This window comes from Pirellulaceae bacterium (genome assembly GCA_019636385.1).
GTDB lineage: Bacteria > Planctomycetota > Planctomycetia > Pirellulales > Pirellulaceae > Aureliella.
The window spans coordinates 347,100-373,570 of sequence record JAHBXT010000001.1 but is presented as its reverse complement, the minus strand read 5'-3'; the positions used below and the strand labels follow the sequence as shown (position 1 = coordinate 373,570).

The 26,471-nt window shown below is 54.5% G+C and carries 37 protein-coding genes; 33 read left to right on the top strand and 4 right to left on the bottom strand.

Translation table 11 applies throughout. The features are described 5' to 3' along the window. The first annotated feature begins 44 nt into the window (after positions 1 to 44). The 6 genes from KF752_01450 to KF752_01425 all read left to right on the top strand — a co-directional run bounded on the left by KF752_01450 (position 45) and on the right by KF752_01425 (position 5,111). Positions 45 to 941: a rhomboid family intramembrane serine protease gene (locus KF752_01450; protein MBX3420200.1), complete on the top strand. Its 897-nt coding sequence runs from the start codon at positions 45 to 47 to the stop codon at positions 939 to 941. Between the two features lie 7 nt (positions 942 to 948). After that, a complete protein-coding gene (gene ispE, locus KF752_01445; protein ID MBX3420199.1) occupies positions 949 to 1,896 on the top strand; it encodes a 4-(cytidine 5'-diphospho)-2-C-methyl-D-erythritol kinase in 948 nt (315 codons plus the stop codon). Between the two features lie 106 nt (positions 1,897 to 2,002). Continuing rightward, positions 2,003 to 2,500, top strand: a complete 498-nt coding sequence (locus tag KF752_01440; protein ID MBX3420198.1) for a septation protein SpoVG family protein — start codon at positions 2,003 to 2,005, stop codon at positions 2,498 to 2,500. A gap of 19 nt (positions 2,501 to 2,519) precedes the next feature. Then, the gene (recO, locus tag KF752_01435) at positions 2,520 to 3,272 is read left to right on the top strand and encodes a DNA repair protein RecO (GenBank protein ID MBX3420197.1); all 753 of its coding nucleotides are present in this window, start codon (positions 2,520 to 2,522) and stop codon (positions 3,270 to 3,272) included. Then, complete coding sequence (gene bamD, locus KF752_01430; protein MBX3420196.1) at positions 3,269 to 4,555, top strand: outer membrane protein assembly factor BamD; 1,287 nt, start codon at positions 3,269 to 3,271, stop codon at positions 4,553 to 4,555. Before recO ends, bamD begins: the two co-directional genes overlap by 4 nt. 22 nt (positions 4,556 to 4,577) lie before the next feature. Continuing rightward, on the top strand, positions 4,578 to 5,111 hold the full coding sequence (locus KF752_01425; GenBank protein ID MBX3420195.1) for an LptE family protein: 534 nt from the start codon (positions 4,578 to 4,580) through the stop codon (positions 5,109 to 5,111). Between the two features lie 169 nt (positions 5,112 to 5,280). Here the strand turns inward: KF752_01425 and KF752_01420 are convergent, their stop codons facing one another. Both KF752_01420 and KF752_01415 read right to left on the bottom strand, forming a co-directional pair. After that, the gene (locus KF752_01420; GenBank protein MBX3420194.1) at positions 5,281 to 6,894 is read right to left on the bottom strand and encodes a PQQ-like beta-propeller repeat protein; all 1,614 of its coding nucleotides are present in this window, start codon (positions 6,892 to 6,894) and stop codon (positions 5,281 to 5,283) included. Between the two features lie 66 nt (positions 6,895 to 6,960). Continuing rightward, entirely contained in the window at positions 6,961 to 8,223 is a 1,263-nt protein-coding gene (locus KF752_01415; protein ID MBX3420193.1) for a Gfo/Idh/MocA family oxidoreductase, read from the bottom strand. 344 nt (positions 8,224 to 8,567) lie between these two features. On the opposite strand from KF752_01415, the gene rpsJ reads away from it, so the two are divergent. From rpsJ to KF752_01280, 27 genes are all read left to right on the top strand, one after another. After that, positions 8,568 to 8,894: a 30S ribosomal protein S10 gene (gene rpsJ, locus KF752_01410; GenBank protein MBX3420192.1), complete on the top strand. Its 327-nt coding sequence runs from the start codon at positions 8,568 to 8,570 to the stop codon at positions 8,892 to 8,894. A 202-nt stretch (positions 8,895 to 9,096) separates the two neighbouring features. Then, entirely contained in the window at positions 9,097 to 9,786 is a 690-nt protein-coding gene (rplC, locus tag KF752_01405; GenBank protein MBX3420191.1) for a 50S ribosomal protein L3, read from the top strand. A 23-nt stretch (positions 9,787 to 9,809) separates the two neighbouring features. Then, entirely contained in the window at positions 9,810 to 10,430 is a 621-nt protein-coding gene (gene rplD / locus KF752_01400; protein ID MBX3420190.1) for a 50S ribosomal protein L4, read from the top strand. Positions 10,431 to 10,439: 9 nt separating this feature from the next. Further along, the gene (gene rplW, locus KF752_01395; protein MBX3420189.1) at positions 10,440 to 10,751 is read left to right on the top strand and encodes a 50S ribosomal protein L23; all 312 of its coding nucleotides are present in this window, start codon (positions 10,440 to 10,442) and stop codon (positions 10,749 to 10,751) included. 123 nt (positions 10,752 to 10,874) lie between these two features. Continuing rightward, a complete protein-coding gene (rplB, locus tag KF752_01390; GenBank protein ID MBX3420188.1) occupies positions 10,875 to 11,732 on the top strand; it encodes a 50S ribosomal protein L2 in 858 nt (285 codons plus the stop codon). 102 nt (positions 11,733 to 11,834) lie between these two features. Then, complete coding sequence (gene rpsS, locus KF752_01385; GenBank protein MBX3420187.1) at positions 11,835 to 12,110, top strand: 30S ribosomal protein S19; 276 nt, start codon at positions 11,835 to 11,837, stop codon at positions 12,108 to 12,110. Positions 12,111 to 12,179: 69 nt separating this feature from the next. Continuing rightward, positions 12,180 to 12,551 (top strand): 50S ribosomal protein L22, encoded by a 372-nt coding sequence (rplV, locus tag KF752_01380; protein ID MBX3420186.1) that lies wholly within the window; start codon positions 12,180 to 12,182, stop codon positions 12,549 to 12,551. Between the two features lie 66 nt (positions 12,552 to 12,617). Beyond that, positions 12,618 to 13,340 (top strand): 30S ribosomal protein S3, encoded by a 723-nt coding sequence (gene rpsC / locus KF752_01375; GenBank protein ID MBX3420185.1) that lies wholly within the window; start codon positions 12,618 to 12,620, stop codon positions 13,338 to 13,340. Beyond that, a complete protein-coding gene (gene rplP, locus KF752_01370) occupies positions 13,279 to 13,695 on the top strand; it encodes a 50S ribosomal protein L16 (protein MBX3420184.1) in 417 nt (138 codons plus the stop codon). Before rpsC ends, rplP begins: the two co-directional genes overlap by 62 nt. Before the next feature lie 141 nt (positions 13,696 to 13,836). Then, positions 13,837 to 14,043 (top strand): 50S ribosomal protein L29, encoded by a 207-nt coding sequence (rpmC, locus tag KF752_01365; protein ID MBX3420183.1) that lies wholly within the window; start codon positions 13,837 to 13,839, stop codon positions 14,041 to 14,043. A gap of 119 nt (positions 14,044 to 14,162) precedes the next feature. After that, positions 14,163 to 14,495 carry a 30S ribosomal protein S17 gene (rpsQ, locus tag KF752_01360; protein MBX3420182.1) on the top strand — a complete coding sequence of 111 codons (333 nt, stop codon included), beginning with the start codon at positions 14,163 to 14,165 and terminating at the stop codon, positions 14,493 to 14,495. Positions 14,496 to 14,591: 96 nt separating this feature from the next. Then, positions 14,592 to 14,960 carry a 50S ribosomal protein L14 gene (gene rplN / locus KF752_01355; GenBank protein MBX3420181.1) on the top strand — a complete coding sequence of 123 codons (369 nt, stop codon included), beginning with the start codon at positions 14,592 to 14,594 and terminating at the stop codon, positions 14,958 to 14,960. A gap of 105 nt (positions 14,961 to 15,065) precedes the next feature. Beyond that, on the top strand, positions 15,066 to 15,416 hold the full coding sequence (rplX, locus tag KF752_01350; protein ID MBX3420180.1) for a 50S ribosomal protein L24: 351 nt from the start codon (positions 15,066 to 15,068) through the stop codon (positions 15,414 to 15,416). Between the two features lie 85 nt (positions 15,417 to 15,501). Further along, positions 15,502 to 16,068: a 50S ribosomal protein L5 gene (gene rplE / locus KF752_01345; protein MBX3420179.1), complete on the top strand. Its 567-nt coding sequence runs from the start codon at positions 15,502 to 15,504 to the stop codon at positions 16,066 to 16,068. 120 nt (positions 16,069 to 16,188) lie between these two features. Next, positions 16,189 to 16,374, top strand: a complete 186-nt coding sequence (locus KF752_01340) for a type Z 30S ribosomal protein S14 (GenBank protein MBX3420178.1) — start codon at positions 16,189 to 16,191, stop codon at positions 16,372 to 16,374. Between the two features lie 173 nt (positions 16,375 to 16,547). After that, complete coding sequence (gene rpsH, locus KF752_01335; protein MBX3420177.1) at positions 16,548 to 16,943, top strand: 30S ribosomal protein S8; 396 nt, start codon at positions 16,548 to 16,550, stop codon at positions 16,941 to 16,943. A gap of 82 nt (positions 16,944 to 17,025) precedes the next feature. Beyond that, positions 17,026 to 17,562 carry a 50S ribosomal protein L6 gene (gene rplF, locus KF752_01330; GenBank protein ID MBX3420176.1) on the top strand — a complete coding sequence of 179 codons (537 nt, stop codon included), beginning with the start codon at positions 17,026 to 17,028 and terminating at the stop codon, positions 17,560 to 17,562. An 88-nt stretch (positions 17,563 to 17,650) separates the two neighbouring features. Continuing rightward, positions 17,651 to 18,010, top strand: coding sequence for a 50S ribosomal protein L18 (rplR, locus tag KF752_01325; protein MBX3420175.1), 360 nt, complete (start codon positions 17,651 to 17,653; stop codon positions 18,008 to 18,010). 33 nt (positions 18,011 to 18,043) lie between these two features. Then, entirely contained in the window at positions 18,044 to 18,538 is a 495-nt protein-coding gene (rpsE, locus tag KF752_01320; GenBank protein MBX3420174.1) for a 30S ribosomal protein S5, read from the top strand. Beyond that, on the top strand, positions 18,535 to 19,032 hold the full coding sequence (gene rplO, locus KF752_01315) for a 50S ribosomal protein L15 (GenBank protein ID MBX3420173.1): 498 nt from the start codon (positions 18,535 to 18,537) through the stop codon (positions 19,030 to 19,032). Before rpsE ends, rplO begins: the two co-directional genes overlap by 4 nt. Before the next feature lie 53 nt (positions 19,033 to 19,085). Further along, entirely contained in the window at positions 19,086 to 20,456 is a 1,371-nt protein-coding gene (gene secY, locus KF752_01310) for a preprotein translocase subunit SecY (protein MBX3420172.1), read from the top strand. Positions 20,457 to 20,616: 160 nt separating this feature from the next. After that, positions 20,617 to 21,000 carry a 30S ribosomal protein S13 gene (gene rpsM / locus KF752_01305; GenBank protein ID MBX3420171.1) on the top strand — a complete coding sequence of 128 codons (384 nt, stop codon included), beginning with the start codon at positions 20,617 to 20,619 and terminating at the stop codon, positions 20,998 to 21,000. A 135-nt stretch (positions 21,001 to 21,135) separates the two neighbouring features. After that, positions 21,136 to 21,516, top strand: coding sequence for a 30S ribosomal protein S11 (gene rpsK / locus KF752_01300; GenBank protein ID MBX3420170.1), 381 nt, complete (start codon positions 21,136 to 21,138; stop codon positions 21,514 to 21,516). A gap of 109 nt (positions 21,517 to 21,625) precedes the next feature. Beyond that, the gene (locus KF752_01295; protein MBX3420169.1) at positions 21,626 to 22,618 is read left to right on the top strand and encodes a DNA-directed RNA polymerase subunit alpha; all 993 of its coding nucleotides are present in this window, start codon (positions 21,626 to 21,628) and stop codon (positions 22,616 to 22,618) included. Between the two features lie 82 nt (positions 22,619 to 22,700). After that, positions 22,701 to 23,291, top strand: coding sequence for a 50S ribosomal protein L17 (locus tag KF752_01290; protein MBX3420168.1), 591 nt, complete (start codon positions 22,701 to 22,703; stop codon positions 23,289 to 23,291). Positions 23,292 to 23,311: 20 nt separating this feature from the next. Further along, the gene (gene rpmG / locus KF752_01285; protein MBX3420167.1) at positions 23,312 to 23,476 is read left to right on the top strand and encodes a 50S ribosomal protein L33; all 165 of its coding nucleotides are present in this window, start codon (positions 23,312 to 23,314) and stop codon (positions 23,474 to 23,476) included. A gap of 1 nt (position 23,477) precedes the next feature. Beyond that, complete coding sequence (locus KF752_01280) at positions 23,478 to 24,197, top strand: DJ-1/PfpI family protein (GenBank protein MBX3420166.1); 720 nt, start codon at positions 23,478 to 23,480, stop codon at positions 24,195 to 24,197. Here the strand turns inward: KF752_01280 and KF752_01275 are convergent. Continuing rightward, positions 24,163 to 24,915, bottom strand: a complete 753-nt coding sequence (locus KF752_01275; protein MBX3420165.1) for a metallophosphoesterase — start codon at positions 24,913 to 24,915, stop codon at positions 24,163 to 24,165. The two genes, KF752_01280 and KF752_01275, sit on opposite strands and share 35 nt — an antisense overlap. Before the next feature lie 47 nt (positions 24,916 to 24,962). Then, positions 24,963 to 26,270 carry a neutral/alkaline non-lysosomal ceramidase N-terminal domain-containing protein gene (locus KF752_01270; GenBank protein ID MBX3420164.1) on the bottom strand — a complete coding sequence of 436 codons (1,308 nt, stop codon included), beginning with the start codon at positions 26,268 to 26,270 and terminating at the stop codon, positions 24,963 to 24,965. Positions 26,271 to 26,471 lie beyond the last annotated feature (201 nt).

Here is a 26,471-nt window from a genome sequence, read left to right as displayed (position 1 = left end):
ACAGTACCCTTCTCAGATAGGAAAACCTGGCCACAAGATCGAACATGGGTATCTACGACCGCCACTATTACAGCGACAACCTCGAGAACATGAGCTTCAGTTGGAGTTCGCGGTCGATCATTAGCACGATTATTATCATCAATGTCCTGGTGCAGGTGATTGAGCTGTTCTTGGGTCACGAGAACTCTTTGTCACAGCTACTGTGGTTAAAAGCCGAACATCTGGGGCAACCACTGCATTGGTACCGTTTCCTGACCTACGGATTTGTGCATTCGCCTGATATTAAACACATTCTGTTCAACATGGCCGCACTATTCTTCCTTGGCCAAGCGGTTGAGCAGAAGTACGGTCGCTGGGAATTCCTGAGGTTCTATCTAACCACGCTGGTCGTATGCGGCGTGGCTTGGGCCATTTCACATGTTATCGAACAAAATCACAGTGTTGTCTTGATTGGCGCGTCGGGGGCGGTTACTGCAGTTTCGATGCTGTTTGTTTTCGCACATCCAACATCTGTCCTGCGAATCTGGGGGATTATCCCGGTACGAGCTTGGGTTGTGGGTGTCATGATCGTCGCCTCGAACCTGCTGGGAAACCTTCGTGTTGACGTCAACAATACGACGCAGGTGGCCTATGACGTTCACCTGTATGGTGCGTTGTTTGCTGCCGTCTATTTTTTTGCCAAGTTTGATCTTTCCTTTATGGGGGACTGGTGGTCGAAGCTGGTTTGGCGACTCCCCAAACGACGGCCCAAGTTGAAAGTTCACAATCCTGCCGGGCGTCGTCCCGACGTTTCCCAGCGAGCCCAGGCAGAAGCAGATCGCATTCTGGACAAGATTCATCGGGAAGGTCAGGACAGTCTGACTGTGAAAGAGCGCAAATTCATCGAAGATTACAGCCAGCAACTGCGCCGACAACGTAGTCAATCTCAGGGACCGGGTTAGCGTCTGTATGTTAATACGACGTAGCTCAACCGGCGACAGTATCACCATTGAATGTCCCGCCAAGCTGAATCTTGTGTTGGAGGTATTGGGCAAGCGTCCCGATGGTTATCACCAAGTGTCGACGGTGATGTGTCCAATCACGCTGTGGGACCAAGTTCATTTAACCCCCCGCTCGGATGGACTGGTCAGTTTGGAGGTTGTTGTTCCGGTTGAGGCTCGGCTGGATGATCCGGCCTGGCAGATTCCGCGGGATGAACGCAATCTGGTTGTTCAAGCCGCTAAATTGGTGAAACGCAGGCTAGTTACTAGTGCCGGATGCCATATTCGATTGACAAAATCGACTCCCGCAGCTGCTGGATTGGGGGGGGGCAGTAGCAATGCCGCAGCCACCATTGCGGGATGCTTACTGCTGTGGTCCAAGTGGGACCGCAACGCCGCAGAGGCTCTAGGGAAGCAGCTTGGATCGGATGTGAGTTTCTTTTTTGGTTCGCATGACGGCTTTGGGATGATGCTGGCAGAGGGGCGCGGCGAACAGACTAGCTTGATTGCGTATCAACCGCCGCTAGCATTCTGGGTGACGCACCCTCCAATTGGTTGTTCAACTGGCGAAGTCTATTCGCGGGTTAGGCAGTTCGAAAAGCTCGGAAAAACTGAAGAATTTCTGGCAGCATGTGAAACTGGGCAAGAGTCGAAGATTGGCGCAGCCCTATTTAATGCCTTACAATTGCCGGCCTGCCAGCTCAATAACTGGATCGAACTCCAGTTGTCTTTGCTGGCCACTTGTGGTAGCCAATACGTGCTTATGAGCGGAAGCGGTTCGAGCTGCTATGGACTAGTTCCACGGCAAGGTATGCTAGCGGAAGTAAAGTCCAAGGCACAAGAGCTGGGGATTCAACGGGTGTACCAGACGCAGGCGTGGTATGGCCCATCGATCGAGCAACAACTTGACATCTAGACGGAGTGTTACAAAAAGCGGCTGAGGATGAGGTCCTTGACACTGCGCCGGGACGGATATCTCAGCACAAACGCAGATTCGGCATCACAGTAAGGGAGTGTCCGACATGGAGATTACCGAAGTACGAATTAAGCTCATGGAAGAATCCGAGGATCGTCTTCGCGCCTTCTGTTCCATCACCTTCGACGGATGCTTCGTGGTCCGGGATCTAAAGATCATCGAGGGTACTCACGGGCCGTTTGTGGCCATGCCTAGCCGCAAGCTCACTCATCGCTGCCCACGCTGCGGCAACAAGAATCACATTCGCAGTAACTACTGCAACAACTGCGGCTCGCGCGCAAGAGAGCAACAGCGCGACATACGCGAAGATGACACGCCCAACAAACTCTACGCTGATGTAGCTCATCCCATCAATCAAGCCTGTCGCGACATGATTCAAAAGCATGTGGTCGAAGAGTACCGCTTGGAACTGGAGCGGGCCAAACTGCCCGGTTACGTGTCGCGCTACGACGATGCGTACGAATCAGAGTCGGAGACCGTTCGCCGCGACGTGCCAGCACCGCACATGGACTACGCCAAGCAACGTAAGACAGAAGACGCCTAGTTTTCGACTTATCACACCCATGGAGAAAACCGATGCCATTGTGCTGAGGCTGCACCCGTGGAGCGAGACCAGTCTAATCGGCTCGTCGTACACCCGAGATTTTGGCAAAATCTCATTTCTAGCAAAAGGGGCCCGCCGCCCGCGCAGCCCGTTTGAAGCTGCTCTTGACCTGCTTTCTTTCTGTCGCGTAGTGTTCATTGCTAAACCCGGTGAAGCGCTGAACTTACTAACTGAAGCGAAGTTGCAGCGCAGGTTTCGTACAGTGGACGGCCAGTTGTTGCGACTGTATTGCGGATATTACCTGGCTGAACTGATGGAAAAATTCATTAGTGAAGGAGTACCTCAGCCAGAGCTATTCGAGTTGCTGTCGGACTCGCTGTTGCAGTTGGAAAACCCGGAGCATGATGTGCGCGGTACGGTACTCCGCTTTGAGTTACAACTGCTGCGCTTGATTGGACAGTTGCCCGAACTACGACGTTGCACAGAATGTGGAGACGATTTGCCGGAAGACGATGGGATTCTGTATGGTGTGGCGGCCGGCGGCACACTATGTTCAGCCTGCTCCGTCGGAAAACGACAACTCATGCGTCTACCACAAGCGACCCGGAATTTCGTAGAACAGTTTGGTCACCCTGCATGGCAATCCATTCCTTTAAAAACCTATCATTGCCCAGCGCCTGCTGCGGTGCGAGCCATGATGGTTAAAACATTGACCTGTTTGTTGGATCAGAAATTGAAACTCCACGCCTACCTAGAGGAGCTGGGGCGATGAATGATTGCTGCCAGCCAATGCAGTATCCAAGCGATGCACTGACCGCGATGGCAACTCGGGGGCAGCGTCTACGGCATTGTATTTTTACTGCTGTAGCAATGTTTGGCCCGCTAGCCGGTTGTAGCACATTGACTTCATGGAACAAAGCTGACCGTGACTACGATGCAACCAAGCGCGCGATTGGTGGCCAATATGGCGATGGCATTTTTCGCCCTGAAGGCAAAACGGCCGAAGAGGGCAGCTCGGTCAAACTGCTGAATCGATTTGGCCTGACAAGCAAATCGCGCAAAGATATTGAGGCCGCACGCAAGGCGTACGATGAAGGCAACCAAGCGTTTGCTGCTGCCAAGGAGTTGACGGGCAGGCAACGTCGTGACGCATTTCTCGCCGCTGCGACCCACTACAAGAAGGCTGCCCAAAACTGGCAAAGTTCGCAGCTCGAACAGGACGCCCTGCTCATGCAAGCCGAGTGCCAATTCTTCGCAGAAGATTATTACCGAGCCGAACACACCTACGCCAAACTGGTCAAGGAATATCCGCGCAATCCCTATTTGGATCAGATCGACGCTAGACGCTTTGAGATTGCCGACTACTGGCTGAAATACAATGCTGCCGATCCCAAGCCATTTGTGGTAGTGAATTTCACCGATAACAAGCGGCCGTGGAACGATACTGCGGGCCACGGTAAACGCGTTCTGGAAAACCTGCGACTGGACAACCCCATCGGCAAGGTGAGCGACGACGCGACGATGCGACTGGCGACCAACTACTTTGAGAAAGAGGACTACGAATCGGCGGCAGCAACTTTCGGCGAGTTGCGGATGACCTACCCTGACAGTCCGCATCAGTTCAAAGCTCAATATCTTGAATTGCAGAGCCTGTTGCTGTCCTACATGGGCCCCGAGTACTCCGACTCGCCGCTGATCGAAGCCGACAAGCGTGCCAAGGCGATTGTGCGTCTGTTTCCTCAAGAGGCCAACGAAAGGCAGTTGGAACTGCGCGAAGCCATGGTCAAGATCAATTACTTAATGGCCGAGCGACAGTGGCGCAGCGCTGAATATCGCTTCCTGCAAGGCGAAAACCGGTCGGCGCGAATGTACTTGCAGCAGTTGCTGGACGATTACCCAGACACGCCGTTTGCCGAGCAGGCTCGTGAGAAACTGGCGGAACTGAATGGTAAACCCGATCGACCTCCTCAACGATTCACACCGCTGATCAAATTGTTACGGGCCGACGCCGACGATCGTACCTGGAGTAAACCTGACGTTGAAGCAACTCAGTAGCCTGACTTGGTTCGCCGCCTATCTGGTGCTTGCGCCGTGGAGCCTTAGTGCCGCTTTGACACTTGCACTGGGGGGCCTGTGCGGTTGCGCTACTTACCAATTTGGTACGGCGTCGCTGTATCAGCCCAATATTCGGACGATCCACGTGCCCATGGTTCGCAACGACACGTTTCGCCACGAGATAGGCGGACAATTGACCGAAGCGCTCATTCGATCGATCGAGCTGCGCACACCCTACAAAGTAGTGGCCGATCCCAATGCGGATAGCACGCTCACCTGTCGCGTTTCCAATCAAGCCAAACGCGTGGTTGCTGAGAATGCATTTGACGAGCCACGAGTGCTCAATTCGACTGTCAGCGTCGAGCTGACTTGGACTGATCGACGCGGCAATCTGCTGCTGACCAATCGATTTGTGCCTGCTGGCGAATTGGCTTTTTACTTCATCCAAGGCGCAAATTTTGTTCCTGAAGGCGGCCAAAGCATGGGGACCGCGCACCATCAGGCCGTAGAACAACTGGCCGAGCAAATCGTTAGCCAAATGGAGTCTCGCTGGTAAGTGCCGCGGGCTCATTTGCAAACGTTCTCGGATTTGTGGGCTGGGACGGCTGGGACTAGCAGGTTGCGGTCGTCGTCAAGAAATTGCCCCCTGGCTAGGTGCAGTGGACGCCAAGCGTCCCTGGCGATAAGTACGACTTGCGATGGCCCACCATCAGCGCAGATCGGGGCTAGAGTGGTTCCGCCTGTTCGGCCACCGGCATTTCCAAGAGTACAGCCTCAAAGTGATTGCGTAGCAAGAGCAGGTTGTCTGCCAGCGCCGGTGCATTCCACGTCTTTCCACCTGGCAACATCGGTATCTTGGCCAGCTCTCGATGGCGTTCTGGCTCAGCCGCTACCAGCACCAAGTCCCCGGACTCGGCCTGAATCACCAACGTCGTGCCACGAAGCAAAATTTGCCCATGGCCGTAGCGACCCGACTTCCATTTCCGCTCGCCGTTGTTCATATCCACGCAGCACAAAATGCCGTCGTCCAGCCCATAGGCAAAACCTTCATGCACGATGACGGTTCCCATTTTGCACTTCAGTCGCTTGCTGCGCCACACCGGAGCTACCGTCCACTGGTCTCCCTCATGGCCGATTTGCAGGAGGACGCTTCCCGCGTCATAACCTGCGGAGATGAACACGCGATTGTCGGGCAAGACCAATGGCTGGCCGCAGTTGATACCGTTGAACGTTGGAAACGAAAATCGCCACAGTTCTGCGCCGTTTTCAAGATCATGCCCAGCCACGCCAACAGCATCAAAGATGACCACTTGCTGGCTTCCGTGTATGGTGCCTAACACGGGACTGGCGTAGCCGGCTTCGCTGCCTCCGCCGCTCCAACGCTTCTGTCCCGTGGCGCGATCGTAGGCAACTAATCCCGAATCTTTCGCTCCGCCTGGGTTGACGATAACTTTATCGGCAGTGACCAGTGGAGCGCCGCACATTCCCCATTTGATGTTCTGAGCGCCGGCGTCTTCGAGAATATTGGTCTTCCACTTCTCGTTGCCTGTGGCCAAATCCAAAGCCACCAGCAGGCCGCTGGCTCCGAGCGCAAACACTTCGTCCCCGGCGATGGTTGGAGTTGCCCGCGGTCCGTTGCCTCCCATGGACTCGATGAAGTGACCGGCATAACCCCGTGTCCATCGATCTTGACCGGTCTTCAAATCAAGTGCGACAACAACCTCTTCTTCGCCGCGCTGATCGATCGTCACCGCCACGCCGCCCGCCAGTACGCACGCCGCATAGCCACCTCCCATGGGTCGGCGCCACAGCTCGCGCGGCGCGGTTTGACTCAAGTTACTATTGAGCAGTCGCCCAGGTATAATGCCATCGCGGGCCGGTCCCAGAAAGTTGGTCATCTGTGGAGCGCTGGGGTCCAGAGGTATCGCCGGCGGTGATTCCTTACTTGCGGACCGCTGATAACTAGCCAATCGTTGTTCTGGTGTGGGTTGCCAGCGATAGTGGATCACCATGCCGTTGTCGCCCGTGTTTTCAATCGTGCGAATGCTGGCCGCTAACCCCGCCGCAATCAGCGCTACACAGCCAAAGACAATCGCCTTTGGCTTGCGGCCAACCTGTCGTGTGAACAACAGCCACAACAGTAGCAGACCTCCGAACAAGAAGGCGACCATTCGCCCCAACACCGTCTGGGCCGCAGCGCCAAACTGTGGCATCAGCACTTCGCTGGTGATGTTGGTCGACCAGTTGATGATCTCGATTACGATCAGCGTATCGATCAATACGATGGGTATCAGAAAGCGACGAAAAAACGACTTCGACGGTTGAGCCTTGTCGGACATTTTTAAATCATCTCGTGTGGATTGGCACATACTTACGGGCAGCTGCGCTTTGAAACCAATACCAAATCAATACCCTACGCGGTAGGGGCGGTCGGTCATGGCTTGAGCGTCTGCGTCGCCAACAATCGTTTCGGAAGCCGGATCCCACTGCACACCACGACCTAGCCGCGCCACGATGTTACCCAGGTGGCATACGGTGGCTGAGCGGTGGCCAATTTCCACATCGCATATCGGCAGTTGGCGACTGCGCATGCACTCTAAGAAATTTCGCGTATGATCGTGGCTCGAGTACAACTGGACCGGCTGGTCATCCAGCGGTAGCGTTGTCAGGTCTTCAGGATTGGTTCTGAGCTTACCGCGATTGACGTAGATTTCCCCCCGAGTTCCGATGAATCGAATTCCGGATTGAATATCTTTTTGTCCTTGGCCGCAGATCAGCCTGACGCCATTGGCATAAGCATAGGTCAGCCGAATCGACTCAGTGACTTCATGCACCCGCTCGGGATGAAAGCCCGCTACACCATCCACGGCAACCGGCCCGCTGTCATCCATGCCCAACGCCCACTGAGCAATATCCAAATGGTGCGCGCCGAAGTTGGTCATCTGCCCGCCGGAGTAATCCCACCAAAAGCGAAAATTGTAGTGAACGCGTAGGCTGTTGTAGGGGCGTTGGGGCGCCGGCCCCAGCCAGCGTTCATAATCTAACTCGGGTGGCGGCAAGCTATCCAGCCCCAAGGGACCCGGATGATTACAGCCCGGAAGGCCAACGCGAACTTCTGCGACTGTTCCGATGTGGCCGTTGCGAACCAACATGCAGGCCCGCCAAAACTCACTGGATGATCGCTGCTGGGAACCGGTCTGTACGATGCGTTGATGGGTCCGAGCCGCAGCCACCATCTTCCGTCCTTCAGCGATGGTTAGCGTCAGGGGCTTTTCGCAATATACATCTTTGCCCGCTTGGCAAGCATGAATGGTCATCAACGCATGCCAGTGATCGGGCACGGTGATCACCACGGCGTCGATGGCTGGATCGTCCAGTAGTTTTCGGTAGTCGCTCAGTAGCTTGGGGGCCGGCCCTTTGACCAGTTTCGTGGCTGCTGCAGCCACAGCAGAGTCCACATCGCAAATGGCCACGATATCGGCACCAGCCTGCTGAAACCGCTTCAAATTGCCGCTTCCTTGATTGCGAACGCCAATCATTCCCACGCCAATGCGATCATTAGAACCAAGAATGCGGTTGGTGGGTAGCAACTGGGTAGCCACACCAGCGGCACCGCCCCAAATTGCGACCTGCTGAATTGCAGAGCGCCTGGAAATATGTCTGGACATCAAAACAGCCCTCGTTCATTGGCAGTCGGCGGGGATGGGATCTGCCATGATTCTATCCGATAGACTTTAGGGAGTGTGCCGACAGGAAGGAGGAATTCTGACGATTTTTAAGTCGGAAATCGCTGTGGGCGAGCATGTTCCGAGGATCTGTGAGTAACGCCACTGGAGCCGGGAGAAATTTGTAAAATGCGGCGGTCGATTTGCAGTTGACGATCCCAGGATCGACTCGTAAACTCACTCCCTTCCCTGCTGCAGGCTGCGCCCGTGAGGGTGCGCTATTGGGTTAGGGAAACGTCCAGATTTGTGTCGTTGCGTTCCACAGGCAAATGATATAGGGGCCGAACGTGTCGTCTAGTTCGCATGAAGTTATCCGCATCCGTATGGAAGCTTACGATCACACGGTACTGGATCAAAGTGCCGCAGAAATCGTGGATACGGCCAAGCGAACTCACTCCGAAGTTCACGGGCCTATTCCGCTGCCAACGCGAATTGAGCGATACACGGTTCTGTCTGGCCCTCACATTGACAAGAAGGCTCGGCAGCAGTTTGAAATCCGGACGCACAAGCGCCTGATCGACATTCGTCAGGCTACGGCCAAGACCATCGAGGCTCTAAACAAGCTGAGTTTGCCCGCGGGTGTTGATATCAAGATTAAGGCGACCGCTCGCTAGTCGAGGGGTGGCTGGTTTCGTCTTGCGGCTGCCTATCGATTGGGTGAATGCTGGTCGGGTTATTGATTGAGTTCGGTTGGGAAGGTTGAAGTTACAGAAGTTTGTTTCTATCACGAGTTTACCTATGTGGCGGAAGTTAGTCGGGTAACGGGGACCGGTGGTCCTTGGTCCTGGCTGGCAAGCGTTCGACGGGAAGTGAAAGATGGCTAAGGGCATACTCGGCCGTAAGGTCGGCACAACGCAGATTTTCCAGGAAGACGGCACCGCCGTTCCGGTTACTGTTCTTGAGGTTGGTCCCTGCCATGTTCTTCAGGTGCGCACCGTTGATCGCGATGGCTATGAAGCGGTTCAGCTCGGGTTTTCCGATAAGCCTCGCAGGCTAAGTAGTCGTTCTGAGCGAGGTCATGTGGCTGCTATTAGCAGCAAGCGTAGTGCTCGAGTTACGGCTGTTGGTGGCGTGGCAGCATCATCCAAGGCCGATTGTGAGCCTCAGCGGTTTGTTCGCGAGTTGCGCGGTGCGACCGAGTTGCAGGTTGGCGGAACGGTAACTGCCGCTGTGCTGGAAGGCGTCAAGGCGGTGGATGTTATTGGGACGACCCGTGGTCGAGGCTATTCGGGCGTCATGAAGCGACATAATTTTGCTGGTCAGCGTGCTACGCACGGTGTTAAGAAGTGTCACCGCCATCCGGGTGGTACGAGTATGAATACTTATCCCGGCCGTACCTTTAAGGGTAAGAAGATGGCTGGGCAGTACGGGGCCGCGCGGTCGACGGCTCGAAACTTGAAGGTTGTCAAGGTCGATGCTGAGAACAATTTGCTGTTAGTTTGCGGCGCTGTGCCGGGCCCAAAGGGCGCGTATGTGGTTGTCAAGGAAACGAATAAGGTTGGTTAGGCGATCAGGGTTAGGCGGTTAATATGGTTACTTTGCCAGTTTATGATCAGAAGGGCGCGCAGGTCGGTCAGGTCGAGGTTGATCCGGCTTCGATTGCGCCCAAGATCAGTAAGCAGCTCTTGCACGATGCGGTTGTAATGTATCTGGCCAATCAGCGCCAGGGTACCAAGAAAACCAAGGCTCGCGGCGAGGTTTCTGGGTCGACGCGCAAGCTGTATCGTCAAAAGGGGACGGGTAACGCTCGCGTGGGTAGCCGTCGGGCGCCGCAGCGTCGCGGTGGTGGTCATGCTATGCAGCTCCGGCCGCGATCGTTTTACTATCGTATGCCTAAGAAGGCGATTCGAGCTGCCACGCGGATGGCGATCGCTAGCAAGATTCACGACGGTGAGCTGGTGGTGGTCGACAAGTTGGATATGTCAGCTCCGAAGACCAAGGAGTTTGCTGCCACGCTCAAGGCGCTGGGGTTGGCCGGCATGTCGACCATTGTGGCGACTGATGGCTACTTGACCAATGTGTATCTGAGTGCTCGCAATGTTCCGGGAGTGGGTGTGGCTCCGGTGGCGGATTTGAACGCTTTGGCTGTGCTTCGCCCGCGTCGGATGCTGGTCACTAAAGCGGCGCTGGAACTGATTAAGAATTCGTAGAGGTGGTTCATGGCTGAAGTAGAGGCTGGTGTTGGATTGAAGCTGGAGTCGCATCAGGTGATTGTGCGCCCGCTGGTGACCGAAAAGGGGATGCACCGCGCGACTCGCAACAATCATTACGCGTTTGAGATTCATCCGCTGGCGACCAAGACGGACGTGCGTCGCGCGGTTGAGGAGTTGTTCAATGTGAAGGTAGACAAGGTGATGACGCAAAATCGCAAGGGTAAGTCTCGGCGATACCGTCACCGGGCTGGCCAGACCAGCAACTGGAAGAAGGCGATTGTGAAGCTGAATTCGGAGCATCGCATCGACTTCTTCTAAGATGGCGGCCTGTAGCTAGGTTGGCTAGAGCGTGGTGGTTATGGGTGGCTATGTTCGCCAGAGTGTGGCTAAGCCGAGCAATAGATATTCGAGATATAGATTATTGCCAGTTAGGTACTGAAAATGGGAATACGAATTTACAAGCCGACGAGCCCTGGGCGGCGCAACGCATCGGTCAGCGATTTTTCGGAGCTGACGCCCGGTGCGGTGCCTGAAAAGTCGTTGTTGATTCCTCGTCGCAAGAAAGGTGGCCGCAATAATCAAGGCAAGATCACCTGTCGTCATCGTGGAGGCGGTCATAAGCAGCAGTATCGGCTAATCGACTTCAAGCGGAATAAGGATGGCGTGCCTGCCAAGGTTGATTCGATTCAATATGACCCGAATCGCTCGTGCCGTATCGCGTTGTTGGTCTACGCCGATGGGCACAAGTCCTATGTGGTCGCTCCCGATGGGCTCAAGGCTGGCGAGACGGTTCAGAATGGTCCGGATGCGCCGGTTAAGGTTGGTAACTGTTTGCCGCTCAAGGGGATTCCGCCAGGCACTGAAGTGTTTTGTGTTGAAATGCAGCCCGGTCGTGGTGGCGTTTTGTGTCGTAGCGCCGGTACGTTGGCGGTCTTGATGGCCCGCGAAGCAGATTGGGCTCAATTGCAGATGCCCAGCGGCGAAATTCGCCGTGTGCCCAGCGGTTGTCGAGCGACAATCGGCAAGGCAAGTAATCCTGATCATAGTGCTGTTGTGATTGGTAAGGCCGGACGAAATCGTTGGAAGGGCCGTCGACCTCACGTTCGTGGTACTGCGATGAATCCAATCGATCACCCGCACGGTGGCGGTGAAGGCCGAACCAAGGGGGGGCGCAATCCGGTGACTCCGCAAGGCAAGCCGACCAAAGGTGGTTCGACTCGCGCCCGTCGCAAGCCGTCCAACTCGGCCATTGTTCGTCGTCGCCGTTCGCGACGGTATGGCCAGTTGAAGCTTCGCTAGTCAGATTGGTTGGTCAGGCGGTTTAAGTCGCTGGATAGATAAGACGCTGCAAAATAAGACACTGCTCGATTGGGCATTGCAAATTGGGAGATTGATAAATTTATGGGACGCTCAACAAAAAAGGGGCCGTTCGTCGATCCGCGGTTGTTCGGCAAAGTAACCGCAGCGCGTGATTCGCGCAAAGATGGCGAACCGATTACGACCTGGGCTCGGCGCTGCACGATTGTGCCTGAGTTTGTTGGCATGACTTTCATGGTTCACAACGGCAAGCAGCACATGCGTGTCTTCGTGACCGAAGACATGGTGGGGCATAAGTTGGGCGAATTCGCTCCTACACGAACGTTTCGCGGTCACTCTGGAAAGGGTGCAAAGAAGTAGTTCCGGCAGTCGCAGTGACTGGTCGCCAACCGTTCGGTGCATTTGAACTTCATTTTAGGATTTGTAGAGATGTCATTTCGAGCCACTCACAACTACGCTCGCATTAGCTCGCGAAAAGTGCGACCGCTGGCGGATTTGGTGCGCGGTAAGTTTGCCGACGAAGCCTTGGATATCCTGAAGTACCAGCCCCAGCGCGGCGCGAGAATGCTGGAGAAGGTGGTTCGTAGCGCCATCGGCAATGCGCAGGATCCTGAACAGAACAAGGGCGTCACGCATAATCCAGAGCGGCTGGTAGTGGTGGATGCTCGCATCGACGGTGGTCCGATGTTTAAGCGAATTCGACCGCGTGCGCGTGGCATGGCCTTTGGTATTTTGCGTCGTTCGTCGCACATTACCGTGGTGCTGAAGACCATTGATGAGCTAGGCAGTGGATTGGAATAGTCGGGTAGGTTGAGCATTTTTCAGAGCGTTGGTTGGCGTAGGCAATTTTCTACAAGCGAGTGATTTATGGGTCAAAAGGTCAATCCAGTTGGTTTTCGAACCGGCGTGGTCGTTGGCTGGAAGAGCCGCTGGTATGCTTCTAAGAAGGAGTATGCCGAGCTGCTTGTTGAGGATCAGAAGATTCGACACTTCGTTCGCAATCATCCCGATCCTAAGTTCCAGTCGCAATATCGCAGCGCTGGCATCGATCGGATTGAGATTGAGCGTACGCGCGATGAAGTACGGGTAGTGCTGTTCGTGGCTCGGCCTGGACTGATTATTGGTAAGAAGGGTCAGGAAGTTGAGAAGCTGCAGGAAGAACTGCAGTCGCTGGTTGGACGGCGCGTCAATTTGAAGATCGAAGAGATTGCGCGACCTGAGATTCAGGCTCGGTTAGTGGCTGAGGATATCGCGCAGCAGTTGATGAAGCGTGCCAACTTCCGTCGAACAATGAAGCGGGCTCTGGAAACGACCATGGACGCTGGTGCCAAGGGAATCAAGGTTCAGTTGTCAGGGCGTTTGGGCGGAGCGGAAATGGCTCGCTGTGAAAAGGCTAGTACAGGATCGTTGCCCCTGAGCACATTGCAGGCAAAGATCGACTATGGATTCGCTGAGGCGTCCACGCCTCAAGGGAATCTGGGTGTTCAAGTGTGGATCAATCAAGGTTTTTACTCGGGAGACTCGACCGATGGCGCTGATGCCCAAGCGGGTAATGCATCGAAAAAGCCAAAGAGGGCGCATAAAAGGTAGTGCTACCCGGGGTAACAAAGTGGTCTTTGGTGACTACGGGTTGCAGGCGACTCAAGGCGGTTGGATCAAGGCGCGCACAATCGAAGCTGGCCGTATCGCGGCACAGCAGTACGTGCGCGGCGAAGGCCGATTGTATATCCGTATTTTCCCCGACAAGCCTATTTCCTCCAAGCCTTTGGAGACGCGCATGGGTAAGGGTAAGGGAGAGCCGGAAGCCTGGGTGGCTGTCATTAAGCCGGGCACGATTTTGTATGAGTTGGCAGGAGTATCCGAACAGCAGGCAAAGATTTGCTTCGCGCGTTTGGCTGCCAAGTTGCCATTGCCGGTTCGGCTCATTCGTCGTCGACCAGCTTAAAGGGGGCGCGTATGGGCGTTGGCCGACCGTGTGCGGTCGGTGGCCAATGGCGGACTGTAGGGTAACGAGGATTCGGTTTTGTAGGGTTAAGTGAGCGGTTGTCTTCACAACGTGAAAGCTGCCGCTGGAGAGACAATTGTCATGAAACTTGGTGACTTGCGCGAGATGAGTGACGAGCAGTTGGAACTGACGGCTAAGGATGCCGCCAATCAGTTGTTCCATTTGCGAGTCAAAGCACAGACGGAAAAGGTCAAGGCGACTTCCGAAAAGCGCCGCAACCGACGGATGATAGCGCGCATCCGTACCTTGCAAACCGAGCGCATTCGACGAAAGTCGGCGACGGCGTAGCGTAGTAATCACCTGGCAGTGAGCATTTCGAGTGACAGCGGCCTCAAGGGTTACTTTGGGGCAGATGGCGTCGAGCAGATTGAATCAGATTAGGTCAGAAAGAACAGCGGTAGGCGACTATGGCAAATATTGTTGTGGGAGTGGTAGCCAGCGATAAGACGTCCAAGACGCGGCGCGTCGAAATTGATCGATTGGTACGGCATCCCAAGTACGGCAAATTCGTGCGTCGAAGAACGGTGTGCCACGTACATGACGAAGACAATCAGTCCGCCATGGGTGACACGGTGGAAATCGTTGAGTGCCGACCGGTAAGCCGCACCAAACGCTGGAAGCTAGTGCGCGTGCTGGAGAAGAATAAAGAGATCGACTTGGCGGCTTTGCGAGCTGCCAGGCGCTCAGAGTCGACCGAGGAAACAAAGACGATCGACCAGCTTAGTGGTGGAGCATCCTAAGCAGTTCTCGGTGCTGCCTGAGTGACTCCGGTCGGGCCGGAGCCAAATTAACACAATTAAGTCAACACAGACAACTTATTTCCCAACGGTCAGAACATGATCCAACAAGAAACACGACTCGCCGTAGCAGATAACAGCGGTGCTAAGGAAGTGATGTGTATCAAGGTGCTCGGTGGCACGCGTCGGCGGTACGCTGGCCTGGGAGACGTGATTATTTGTTCGGTCAAGTCGGTGCAAGCCGGTAGTGACGTCAAGAAGAAGGCGGTTGTTCGGGCGGTGGTTGTCCGCTGCAAGCAGCCGACGCGCCGCGCCGACGGTAGTTACATCCGCTTCGATTCCAATGCAGTAGTGTTGATCGATAAGGATGCAAATCCTCGTGGAACACGCATTTTCGGTGCGGTGGCTCGCGAGTTGCGTGACCGCAAGTTTATGAAGATTGTTAGTTTGGCTAGTGAGGTGGTGTGACAGTTGTCAGCCATAGGGTGTTGGCGGCGCGCGGTCTGTAGTGTGAATGGTTCGGTTGCAGGTGCAGTCAGTTTAAGAGTACAGTGGTTCCAGTAGGGTACGGCCATGTTGTTGCGTAAAGAAGATTTGGTCCTGGTGATTCGCGGTGAATACAAGGGAACGCAAGGGAAAGTTCTGGCGGTCAATCGTCAGACGGGGCACGTTACCGTGGAAGGTGTTAACAAAGTTTACAAACACGTTCGGCGCAGTGCCAAGAATCCTCAGGGCGGTCGATTGAGCCGCGAGATGCCAATCGACGCCAGTAACGTGATGTTGATTTGCCCACAGACCGGTAAGCGATCCCGATTGGGCGTACGATTTTTGCAGGATGGCAGCAAAGAGCGATATGCCAAGGCCAGTGGCGTTTCGTTGGGCACAATTGCGCCGGCGCGAGCCGCTCATGCTGGCAAGAAGTGACCGCACCGCAGTGCGATTTTGAATAGCGACACAAGATTTTTTTACATTTCCACACGAATTTGATGTGAGATAGGAAGCCCCAGAGATGGCTCCACGATTACAAGAACTTTACGAACAGCAAGTTCGCCCGCAGTTGGCAAAGCAGTTGGGCATTACCAATCCAATGGCCGTGCCTCGGCTAGAGAAGATTGTTATCAATATGGGGGTGGGTTCAGCCGTCGCCGACAAGAAGAATTTGGAATTGGCCTTTGACGCCATGACTGATATGGCCGGTCAGCGACCGGTCTACACTAAGGCTCGTCAGTCGGTTGCCAATTTCAAATTGCGCGAAGACATGAACATCGGCTGCAAGGTGACTCTTCGCCGCCAGCGGATGTATGAATTCTTGGATCGACTGATCAGCGTTGTACTGCCGCGCGTGCGTGACTTCCGTGGTATCAGTCGGACCGCCTTTGATGGACGCGGCAATTATTCGCTGGGATTGAGTGAGCAGTTAGTGTTTCCAGAATTGAACCCTGACAAGTACCTCAAGCCCCAAGGCATGAACATCACGATTACGACTTCGGCAACTACCAACGAACAAGGCTTTGAACTGTTAGCTGCCTTGGGCATGCCGTTCCAAGCTCCGAAAGAGAAGAGTCGATCGGCCTGATTGAGGCGATCGCTGCTGAGCAAAACTGAGTAAATCACACGCCTGAAACTGTTGATCGATCGATTTAATTGACCTGTGATATTTCATTAGTTCCCAATACCTACGTGGATAGCAGAACCCGTGGCCAGTAAAAGCAAAATAGCCAAAGCCAATCGAACACCCAAGTTTAGTGTCCGAAGAGAGAATCGTTGCAAGCTGTGCGGACGGCCCCGCGCGGTGTATCGCAAGTTTGGAATTTGCCGCATCTGTTTTCGGAAGCTGGCCGACCAAGGAATGATTCCTGGGGTTCGTAAGGCAAGCTGGTGACGTGGGATTGTGGATTGATTGCGTTGGAGTCCTGTGGCTGGCGACCGCCGGTTAACAAGGCTGAATTGAATGATGTAGTGTTTGATGATGCGGCGGCTGGAAATTGTCTGGCCAACGCGGACTGTCCCGCAAGATAGTCTTTAATAGTTTCGCCAAAGGGGAAACATACTGCGATGTTGACTGACCCTATCGCTGACATGCTGACTCGAATTCGCAATGCTGTTCGTGTAGAGCGACCTCACGTGGATGTACCCACGTCCCGTCTCAAGCTGGGACTGGCCGAGGTACTCAAGCGCGAAGGCTATATTTGGGACTTCCAGGTAATCGATTCTCAGCCTGTAAAGCAATTGCGTATCGAGCTGAAGTATGGTCCTAACGGCGAGCGTGTGATTCAGTCGATTCGACGAGTCAGCAAGCCTGGCCGGCGAGTCTATAGCAAGTGCACCGATCTGCGTCCAGTGCTTAATGGCATGGGGATTTCGATTCTCAGTACCAGCAAGGGCATGGTCAGCGATCGTGAGGCTCGTCAGCAGAAGCTCGGTGGCGAAGTTTTGTGCGAAGTTTGTTAACCACTGCCCACAGTGATATCGGGAACACAGTGGTGTCGGGAAGTGGCCTGAAGTTTTGGAACCAAGTTTGATCGGCTGAATCATGTCGCGTATCGGTAAGAAACCAGTAGCTATCGTGGATGGCGTGAAAGTTAGCGTCCAAGATCGGACAGTACTGGTCGAAGGCCCCAAAGGCAAATTGCAGTTTCAGTGTCGCCCCGAGGTTTCGGTGGCGGTGTCCGATGGCTCGGTCTGCGTAAGTCGCGATACCGAATCACGGACGGCGCGCGAACTGCACGGGCTGACGCGGGCGGTGATTAACAATATGATTCACGGAGTCAAGAACGGCTACGAGAAGCGGCTGGAGGTGGTCGGTGTTGGCTACCTGTGTGCCATACAAGGCAAACAGTTGCAACTGCGCGTGGGATTTGCCAACGAGCTCAAGAAGGCAATTCCCGAGGGCTTGTCGGTTACTTGCCCCGACCAAACGCACATCGTGGTACAGGGTTGCGACAAACAACAGGTTGGCCAATTTGCGGCTGAAGTCAGGGCGTTGCGTAAGCCGGAGCCCTACAAGGGCAAGGGAATTCGCTACCAAGGGGAGCAAGTGAAGATCAAGCCAGGTAAGTCGGCTACTTAGACTTGCATCGACGAGTTCCTGCTCGGGCCTGGGTGGCGACGAGAAGTTAATAACAATATTTTGATTTGATTGTACTGGCAGGTGGGCCATGAAACTTAGGAAAGTAATCAACAAGCAGCGTGAGCGTCGGGGCTTTCGCGTGCGCAAAAAGCTTCACGGTACTGCGCAGTGCCCACGGCTGAGTGTGCATCGAACGCTGAAGCATTTTTATTGCCAGGCCATCGACGATGACTCTGGCAAGACACTGTTTTCGGCTTCAACCACCGGCAAGGGTTTCGAGCAAGGTGGCGGCAATTGCCAGGCTGCAGCTGAAGTCGGCAGGTTGATCGGCCAAAAAGCCAAGGCGGCAGGCGTTGCTCAAGCGTGCATGGATCGCGGTTCGGCTAAGTATCACGGCCGTTTGGCAGCCTTTGCCGATGCTGCGCGTGAGGCCGGTTTACAGATTTAGATTTTTTAACCAGTTGTGGGAGTGCCGGGCATCGTGGCTAACGCAAATACGGATTCCAGTACCGACGGCTCAATTGAGCGCGTCTTGAATATCAAACGCTGTGCAGCGGTGGTCAAGGGTGGCCGACGGTTTAGCTTTGCGGCGCTGGTTGTCGTCGGCGACGGCAAAGGGCGTGTCGGCTACGGCTACGGCAAGGCCAACGAGGTTCCGCCCAGTGTTCAGAAGGCTCAGAAGCAGGCCAACCGCGAAACGATTCGCGTCCCTATCGTCTCGGGGACCATTCCACATCGAGTCATCGGAACTTATGGTGCAGCCAAAGTCGTTTTATTACCGGCTAGTCCCGGTACCGGGATCATCGCAGGCCCTGCCGTACGCGCCGTTTGCGAAGCTGCCGGTATCCGTGACATTTTGACCAAGAGCTTCCGCTCGAATAATCCATCGGTGCTTGTCAAAGCTACGTTCAAGGCGTTGCAGCAGTTGCGGACTCGCGAAGACGTCGAATTGCTGCGAGGGGTAAAACTGTCATGAGAATCGACCAAGCCAATCAAAACATTTCCAAGCATCGACGCAAACTGCGCGTTGGTCGCGGCAAGGGTGCCGGGCAAGGCAAGTTGTGTGGACGCGGTCAGGATGGACATAAGTCGCGCAGCGGTTATTCGCGCCATCCAGGCATGGTCGGTGAGGACTTGCCGATGATTCGGCGCGTTCCCAAGCGCGGCTTTAACAACAGTTATGCTCTGGATGTGGTCGCGGTCAATGTGGGAGACATCTCAGCTGTTTTCGCTTCGGGCCAAGAGGTAACCCCGCAGGCCTTAGAAGCCAAAGGGCTGGTGAAGTGCCGGTATGATGCGCTGAAGATCCTGGCCGACGGCGATGTTGACAAGCCGCTGCAGGTCGCCGCGCATCGATTCAGTGCTGCTGCCGAGCAGAAGATCAAAGCGGCTGGCGGTTCGGTAACCAAGTTGCGTATTAAGCGCACCCCGCGTGAACGAGTTACTGACCTGCGTAAAGCGAAAGCTTAAGTTGTTTCGCCCAGTCGGAGTTGGCGCGAGTTTAATTTGAGGAGCATGGGACCATGTGGGAAAAACTAAGGACGGTCTTTGCGATCCCGGAACTGCGTCAGAAGATTCTGCTGACGTTGGGATTGCTGGCCGTTTATCGAGTCGGTTATCAAATCCGGCTGCCCATGGTTAATCCGCCTTCGGATTCTACCACCGGTAGCCAGCTGAACGATTTCCTCCAGAAGGTGTCGGTATTTGCGGCGACTGATTTGCGTCAGGTAACGATCTTCGGTCTGGGCATCATGCCCTACATCTCGGCTTCCATCGTTTTCCAATTGCTGGGTTCGGTATGGAAGCCCATCGAACAACTTCGCAAGGAAGGTCAGGCCGGCCAGCGGAAGATTAATGAGTACACCCGCTATTTGACGGTCTTCCTCTGCTTGATCCAGAGTTATGTGTACCTCAAGTACTTCATCATGTCCGAGAATTCCAGCTTAGTGGCTCCTCAGTTCCTGGATCCAGCTACCGGGGCGCTACATTGGGGCTGGCAGATCACGGCCATCTTCATCATGACCTGTGGCACTATCTTCCTGATGTGGCTGGGAGAGCAGATTGACGAATACGGCATCGGCAATGGGATTAGCTTGTTGATCATGGCCAGTATCGTAGCTCAAATGCCTCAAGCTCTTTTGGACTTGCGTGGTAACATGACCGCCGAGCTTAGCGGATCATCCGGCGAGATCGGACCGGACAAGTTAATTGTCCTGGCGGCGCTATTCGTGGCGGTGGTCTTTGGTGTGGTATTCATTACCATGGGCCAGCGTAGAATTCAAACGCAAAGCGCCAAACATGTGCGCGGGCGCCGGGTTTACGGCGGAACTAAGCAATACCTGCCGCTGCGAATCAATCAGGCTGGCGTAATGCCCATCATTTTTGCCAGTAGTTTGCTGCTGTTGCCTGGAGTCCTGTTTGGGGTGATTGCGGGCTGGTTGACAACGCCGGGTGGCGAGAACTTTTTCGCAAAGTTCTTCAACGGCCTGAGTAACGCATTTCAGAGTGGAACATCGTTGACCTACATCGTCCTGTACGTGTTGTTGATATTTTTCTTCTGCTACTTCTGGACTTCGATCACCTTCAATCCCAAAGAAATGTCTGAGAATCTGAAGGATCACGGGACGTTCATTCCTGGATATCGCCCCGGTAAGCGCACGGCGGACTATCTGGAAAAAGTGATGGTTCGAATTACCTATGTCGGAGCCGCGTTCTTGGCGTTGGTAGCGATTGTGCCGGTACTGGTTCAAACGCAACTCGGAGTTAGTTTTTCGGTAGCCAATTTCTATGGTGGAACCGGGCTGCTGATTGCCGTTAGCGTGGCGTTTGATCTGATCCAAAAGATCGACAACCATCTGCTGATGAGGAACTACAAGGGATTGCTGGAGAACTAGCACTGCAAAATCTGGACCATTGAGGCTTGCCAGGCTTTCGGTAGCTGGGTTAGAATGATGTCCGAAATTTAGGCGGCCGATGTAGACGACTGACAGCACGCCGTAAGTCATTACCGAATAATAATTTACACCTTACAACATATAGCCGAAGGAGGCTTCCGTGCCGCGTTTACTCGGTGTGGATATTCCCAACGACAAAAAAGTAGCAATTTCCCTCACCTACCTGTACGGAGTTGGTCCCAAGGTCGCTCGCGAAGCATGCGTGAAGACGGGAATTGACGCTGAGAAGAAGGCGCGCGATCTGGACGAAGACGAGCTCAGTCGCTTGTCTACCTTGCTGGAGCGCGACTATACGGTCGAGGGGCCGCTGCGACGCGCTGTGGGGCAAAGCATCCATCGGTTGCGTGAGATCAAGTGTTACCGTGGTTTGAGGCATCGCTCGGGGTTGCCTGTCCGCGGACAACGCACTCGCACCAATGCCCGGACACGTAAGGGACCGCGTAAGACGGTAGCCGGTAAGAAGGGCGTTAAGGACTTGAAGTAGTCCGATTGTCGACTGGCTGAGTGTCGACGCGGATCGCGTACGGCTGCGGTCGGTTGGGGATTAAACAAATCAATTTGGATCAGTCCAGAGTGTCTCGTGTAGTAGGCCCTGGGAATTTGTTCGCTGAGGTTAACTGTGTCAAAAGAAAAACGTCGTAAGCATCGTCGCAATGTAACGCTGGGTATTGCGCACATTCGTTCAACATTTAACAACACGACGGTCACCATTACCGATGCTAAAGGTGATACGTTGGTTTGGGCCAGCGCCGGAACATGCGGATTCAAAGGGTCGCGCAAAAGTACTCCGTTTGCAGGTCAAATGGCTGCTCAGCAAGCTGCCGAGAAGGCGGCCAAGTATGGTGTCAAAGAGTTGGAAGTCCGAGTCAAAGGCCCGGGTTCGGGGCGCGAAAGCGCTATCTCAGCCTTGCAAACCGTGGGAATGACGGTCAAGGTAATCGAGGACGTTACGCCGATTCCGCACAATGGTTGTCGCCCGCGCAAGCGCCGTCGCGTGTAGTCGTCTGGCTGGGTACGTGTTCTTGCTTGAGTTCCGGTAGATTCGGTCTCAGGCTCGGAAATTCGATTTTTTGAAATCTGGCAACGCACTTTATATCGGGGAAAAAACAATGCACATCAAATGGCGCGGATTGGAATTGCCCAGCTCGGTGCAAGTCGACCAGCATACGCTTTCGGGGACCTACGGTAAATTCATTGCCGAACCTTTTGAGCGCGGCTTTGGTACGACGGTTGGCAACAGCCTGCGCCGTGTATTACTGTCCAGCTTGGAAGGTAGTTCTGTCACACAGATCAAGATTCGCGGCGCACAACACGAATTCACTACGCTACCGGGTGTTTTGGAAGACGTTACCGACATCGTGCTGAACGTCAAATCGTTGGTGGTCAAGAACCACAGCGAATCGACCAAAGTCATCACCGTCGAGCGCTCGACGGCAGGTGTCATTACGGGGGCTGACGTTGAAACCGATTCCGACGTTGAGATCATCAACAAGGAGCATGTGATTGCGACGCTGACCAGCGATGTCTCGTTCGGCATGGAGATGGTGGTGGAGAATGGTCGTGGCTATGTGCCGGCATCGGAACATAGCGCCCGCGATCACGAAATCGGGATTATCCCCATCGATGCCATTTACAGCCCGGTCATTCGCGTGCGCTATGACATCGAAGAGACGCGCGTTGGTCAAAAGACGAACTACGACAAACTGAATTTGGAAATCTGGACAGATGGTTCGATCCATCCCGAAATGGCGCTTGTGGAAGCGGCGAAAATCTTCCGCAAGCACCTCAATCCATTTGTGCAGTACAAAGAGCTAGGCAAGCAGGTTCATGCTACGGCCCGAGGCGGTCCCGGTTCAGCCGAAGCTCAATTGGAAGCCAAGCTAAATCTGACTATCGCCGAACTACGCTTGAGTGTTCGGGCCGGTAATTGTCTGGTTGGCGAAGGCATACAAACGATCCGAGAATTGGTGCAGCGAAATGAGGACCAGTTGCTTGAAATCCGCAACTTCGGTGAAACGACATTGTCCGAAGTGCGTGAGAAACTTGCCAACTTGGGACTCCATTTGGGGATGCGATTGCCATCTTCCGTCAGCTTCCGCTAATCAGCACGACCAGCTTTGGTCGGCAGTAGCCTGAGCTGACACAATACATGAAACAAAAGATTCTTACAGACGGTTAACAATCATGCGACACAGAAGACATGGTCGAGTTTTAGGGCGATCGCCCAGCCATCGCCGATCCCTATATCGCAATATGGTTACGGCTATCGTTCTGACCGAGCGTGAGACGGATGAATTGGATCCGAATCCACCCAAGGTTCCCGGCCGCATCATTACCACCTTGCAGAAGGCCAAGGAAATTCGGCCATTGGTTGAAAAATGCGTTACCATCGCCAAGAAGTGCCAGGCTGCCGAGCAGGCGGCTGCTGAGTTTGGCACCGATGCTGAGCGCAATTCGGAGGCTTGGAAGAGCTGGCGAAAGAGCCCGCAACATGCCAAGTGGGTGGCGGCTCGGGCACCAGCGGTTACTGCCCGCCGTCGACTGTATCAGATTTTGCAAGACAAGCAGGCAGTTCGTATTTTGTGCAATGATTTGGCCAGCCGATTTGAAGATCGACAAGGTGGTTACACCCGCATCCTGAGGTTGGCCAAGCCGCGTTTGGGCGATGCCGGAACCCGTGCGATCTTGGAATTCGTGGGACGCAATGATCGCGCAGTCAAGAAGAGTCAGAAGCCCGATTTTGGTGGCGATCAGTCGTCAACCAGCGAGTCCTAGTCCAGAGAGATTGATGAGAAATGGCTAAAGGTAAGAAAAAGCTCGAAATCGTGCATTTGGTTTGCGAAGAAACCGGTGACTACAACTACACGCTGCGGCGTAAGTCGGGCGGCGAAAAGCTGAAGCTGAAGAAGTTCTGCCCACGGCTGCGTAAACACACCGTGCACGTTGAGAAGAAGAAATAGCATGATGCCGAGCCTGCGGTTGGTACATCGCTTGCCGACGTTTGCCTGGCTCGCCGCCTGCCTTCTGACTGCGGTTGCTCAGGCACAGTCGCCCGCCAACTCGCCAGCCAAAACCTCAAAAACATTGGGGATTTATCTCTACGAGCGTTTCGAATTGCTGGATGTCTGCGGTCCTGCGGAGATATTTGGCAACCTGCGAGGGCAGGTCAAAATCATCATGCTCTCTCAGCAGGCTGGCCCGGTTTCCTCAACGCAGGGGCCGTCCATGTTGGCCACCCACTCCCTGGCCGACTCTCCACAATTAGATTGGATTTTAGTGCCCGGCGGAATCGGTACGCTCAATGAGATCAACAATCGGCAATTGTTGGAATGGCTTAACCAACAGGTACAAACTGCCGAGCTCATTATGAGCGTCTGCAGTGGCTCGGGGATACTGGCCAAAGCGGGCCTGTTAGACAATCGCCCGGCCACGACCAACAAACTGTCCTACCAGCTCATTACCTCCTGGCGACCAGAGGTGGACTGGCAACCGGATGCGCGTTGGGTTGATGCTGGGAACATTGTCACTTCGTCGGGCGTGTCGGCCGGCATCGATATGTCGCTAGCGGTGGTGTCCCGATTTTACGGACGAGAGACAGCCCTGAAAATCGCTCAGGCGACCGAGTACGTCTGGAACGACGACCCGACTAAAGATCCATTTGCTGTCCTGGCGAAGCCGTAGTTTCAATCATTTGGAACGGCAGTCCCTTGATCGCTGCACCAGGGTTGTGAAACCGCATGCCTGCATAGGGCACTGAGATCAACCTCCGGTGGGTGTGTCCAAAATAGACATGTTGGACGCCAGTTGCCGGGCAGGCGTCGTGTGCCTTCAAGTAGGTTGCTAACCGCCGAAGAACTAGTTCTCGCCGCTTGGCTACATGCACCACCAGTCGATGTACCTTGGCCTGCACTGCCACGTCGTAGAGGGCGTGCGAAATCTTAGCCGGAGGTGGCCGCAATTCTCCGGCTAGTCGACGCGAATCCAGGACGCTGTGATGCGACTGCCCTGGATGGACCTTTGTGTCAACGATGTCACCGTGCAGGAAAATACTGTCGCCAATGCGCAGCTTGTGCCTGTGCCAGACGAGCTGGGGGGTAGTCTCAACGAGCCGCTCCAGCGACTGAACGAACTCTGGATGGCAGTCGTGATTGCCTAGCAAGTAATGGAATCGACAATCGGTGTTCAGGCCGATCAAACGGCGAAGCCAAGCAATACCGTCTTGCATGGCCTGTCCGCGCGACAGTTGGGTACTCCACCGAAAATCAAAGATATCGCCACCCAGAATGAACGTATGCGACCTTTGAACCGCGGCCCGAATGGCTGCCTCAAATTGAGGCGCGGACGAACGGCGGCTGAACAGATGCAAATCCGATACGAACCAGGATGTATTGTCTTTCATTGGCAGCCAGGAATGGGCACCGGGTGACCGAAGGATGTAAGAGACACTCACATCTTAGCGCCCTGCATCCGAAAAATCCACTCTAGAGAGGTATTCATTAGCTGCTCTCCGGCTCCGACGGCGGCCGGGGCGACTTGGCTATCTGCCCCATATCCACCCTCGGCGGCTCCCTCGATGGTTGGATAGTACTGATGGTACCCGTTGCAATAGCCAAAGAAGAATAGCTGATCGACGCGAGCACGCTTTCGGAGGTTTATCGCGTGCGCACAGAAAAACTCGCCTGAACCTCCCACTAAAGCAATCTGTCCATTCAGCAATGCCACCGTGATTCTGGGGCGGACACCCTCGGCGTATTCATCTACGAAGCAGGCTACTAGCTCAGGAAAGAAAGCCATCGTATACGCGGCTCGAATCAGCGGGTTATTCAAATCGGTTCGCGGCTTGAAAGTGAAACGATCTTCGCGAACTTTCAGGGACGGGTTGGGGACCTCTTGGGGCTTAAGCGTTCGAGCCAGCTTGACCGCTTCCTTACCCAATGCGCGTCCATACTGGGCGTGATCTCCATGAGGCCCTCGATTGGTCGATAGATCGCCGGAGGCCCCCTGCATAAACACCGCCTGGCCCCCCAGACTGCTTTCAATCTCTGTACGCAGCGCCCCCACGTAGTCAGAAGAGAATTCGTTTTGGCTATCCGGTAGACTGGTCGGGTGAGCAGCAAAATTGACTAGCGTGGCAATTACTTTATCCGAGTCCTTGCCTACCAGTTGCATGACAGCCAGGCTGCGATCTAGCGGCGGAGGCTGCATTTTCGAATGCCGATTTCGATTAAAGCCCTCCAGATCAACTGAACCAGTTGCCAGCTTGGCCGGCACCAAATTCTTGTTGGCATCTAGAATTGCGGCAACGATGCCGTCCTCCAATCGCTGGTAGTAGCGAAGCGATGCATTGAATTTTCCTTGGCCGCGTCCGGGGCTATCAGCCAACTCCAATACCGGTCCGTGGTGAGTGTGCGAGCCCGCCATCATCGAGTAGTCGATCCCGACTGCTTTAATACGCTCGCGAATCCGCTGCATCGATAGTTCATTTGGTGAACGGCCCAAGTCCAAACCGACTATGGCCAGCTTGTCTTCGCCGGCCTGGATCACAATGGCGGTTGCCATCAGCGGATCAAGCGTCCCGACAGATAATGCATCTTTGCGAGAACCATAGCCCCACATCGGAACCGGCTCGGTTGGAGTTACATCAGCTTGGCCGGCTCCGGCTAGAAACTTCGGCTCGTCCGCAGCCAACAATTCGCAGCCAAATGCAAATATGACCAGGCCGGACGCAAGGTAAATCAAAAGTTGCTTCGACATAATAGTTCCTGATGTAATGATTTTTCGCTTGGTGATTTCGATTGGATTCGAGTCAGTTTCGAGCAGGCTGTGGCCGACCCTCTGAATAGGAACAGGCCGCTACAATTCCACGGCCGGCGCTATAGATATAATACTCCGACTATCCGCTACACGGAACCTGCCAACCGCCCAATGAATCTAGGACTGGCGACGGTTGTAGTT

Bases quoted from the DNA above. Each gene is read 5' to 3' on its own strand.
- rplB (MBX3420188.1), top strand. From the start codon at position 10,875: ATGGGAATACGAATTTACAAGCCGACGAGCCCTGGGCGGCGCAACGCA.
- rplD (MBX3420190.1), top strand. From the start codon at position 9,810: ATGGTTACTTTGCCAGTTTATGATCAGAAGGGCGCGCAGGTCGGTCAG.
- bamD (MBX3420196.1), top strand. From the start codon at position 3,269: ATGAATGATTGCTGCCAGCCAATGCAGTATCCAAGCGATGCACTGACC.
- rplO (MBX3420173.1), top strand. From the start codon at position 18,535: ATGAGAATCGACCAAGCCAATCAAAACATTTCCAAGCATCGACGCAAA.
- KF752_01295 (MBX3420169.1), top strand. From the start codon at position 21,626: ATGCACATCAAATGGCGCGGATTGGAATTGCCCAGCTCGGTGCAAGTC.
- rplE (MBX3420179.1), top strand. From the start codon at position 15,502: ATGGCTCCACGATTACAAGAACTTTACGAACAGCAAGTTCGCCCGCAG.
- KF752_01450 (MBX3420200.1), top strand. From the start codon at position 45: ATGGGTATCTACGACCGCCACTATTACAGCGACAACCTCGAGAACATG.
- rpsS (MBX3420187.1), top strand. From the start codon at position 11,835: ATGGGACGCTCAACAAAAAAGGGGCCGTTCGTCGATCCGCGGTTGTTC.
- KF752_01420 (MBX3420194.1), bottom strand. From the start codon at position 6,894: ATGTCCGACAAGGCTCAACCGTCGAAGTCGTTTTTTCGTCGCTTTCTG.
- rplX (MBX3420180.1), top strand. From the start codon at position 15,066: ATGTTGTTGCGTAAAGAAGATTTGGTCCTGGTGATTCGCGGTGAATAC.
- rpmC (MBX3420183.1), top strand. From the start codon at position 13,837: ATGAAACTTGGTGACTTGCGCGAGATGAGTGACGAGCAGTTGGAACTG.
- rpsQ (MBX3420182.1), top strand. From the start codon at position 14,163: ATGGCAAATATTGTTGTGGGAGTGGTAGCCAGCGATAAGACGTCCAAG.
- rpsC (MBX3420185.1), top strand. From the start codon at position 12,618: ATGGGTCAAAAGGTCAATCCAGTTGGTTTTCGAACCGGCGTGGTCGTT.
- rplC (MBX3420191.1), top strand. From the start codon at position 9,097: ATGGCTAAGGGCATACTCGGCCGTAAGGTCGGCACAACGCAGATTTTC.
- rplP (MBX3420184.1), top strand. From the start codon at position 13,279: ATGGCGCTGATGCCCAAGCGGGTAATGCATCGAAAAAGCCAAAGAGGG.
- KF752_01415 (MBX3420193.1), bottom strand. From the start codon at position 8,223: ATGTCCAGACATATTTCCAGGCGCTCTGCAATTCAGCAGGTCGCAATT.
- recO (MBX3420197.1), top strand. From the start codon at position 2,520: ATGGAGAAAACCGATGCCATTGTGCTGAGGCTGCACCCGTGGAGCGAG.
- rplV (MBX3420186.1), top strand. From the start codon at position 12,180: ATGTCATTTCGAGCCACTCACAACTACGCTCGCATTAGCTCGCGAAAA.
- secY (MBX3420172.1), top strand. From the start codon at position 19,086: ATGTGGGAAAAACTAAGGACGGTCTTTGCGATCCCGGAACTGCGTCAG.
- ispE (MBX3420199.1), top strand. From the start codon at position 949: ATGTTAATACGACGTAGCTCAACCGGCGACAGTATCACCATTGAATGT.
- rplW (MBX3420189.1), top strand. From the start codon at position 10,440: ATGGCTGAAGTAGAGGCTGGTGTTGGATTGAAGCTGGAGTCGCATCAG.
- rplF (MBX3420176.1), top strand. From the start codon at position 17,026: ATGTCGCGTATCGGTAAGAAACCAGTAGCTATCGTGGATGGCGTGAAA.
- KF752_01290 (MBX3420168.1), top strand. From the start codon at position 22,701: ATGCGACACAGAAGACATGGTCGAGTTTTAGGGCGATCGCCCAGCCAT.
- KF752_01280 (MBX3420166.1), top strand. From the start codon at position 23,478: ATGATGCCGAGCCTGCGGTTGGTACATCGCTTGCCGACGTTTGCCTGG.
- KF752_01270 (MBX3420164.1), bottom strand. From the start codon at position 26,270: ATGTCGAAGCAACTTTTGATTTACCTTGCGTCCGGCCTGGTCATATTT.
- rpsH (MBX3420177.1), top strand. From the start codon at position 16,548: ATGTTGACTGACCCTATCGCTGACATGCTGACTCGAATTCGCAATGCT.
- rpmG (MBX3420167.1), top strand. From the start codon at position 23,312: ATGGCTAAAGGTAAGAAAAAGCTCGAAATCGTGCATTTGGTTTGCGAA.
- rplR (MBX3420175.1), top strand. From the start codon at position 17,651: ATGAAACTTAGGAAAGTAATCAACAAGCAGCGTGAGCGTCGGGGCTTT.
- KF752_01275 (MBX3420165.1), bottom strand. From the start codon at position 24,915: ATGAAAGACAATACATCCTGGTTCGTATCGGATTTGCATCTGTTCAGC.
- KF752_01440 (MBX3420198.1), top strand. From the start codon at position 2,003: ATGGAGATTACCGAAGTACGAATTAAGCTCATGGAAGAATCCGAGGAT.
- rplN (MBX3420181.1), top strand. From the start codon at position 14,592: ATGATCCAACAAGAAACACGACTCGCCGTAGCAGATAACAGCGGTGCT.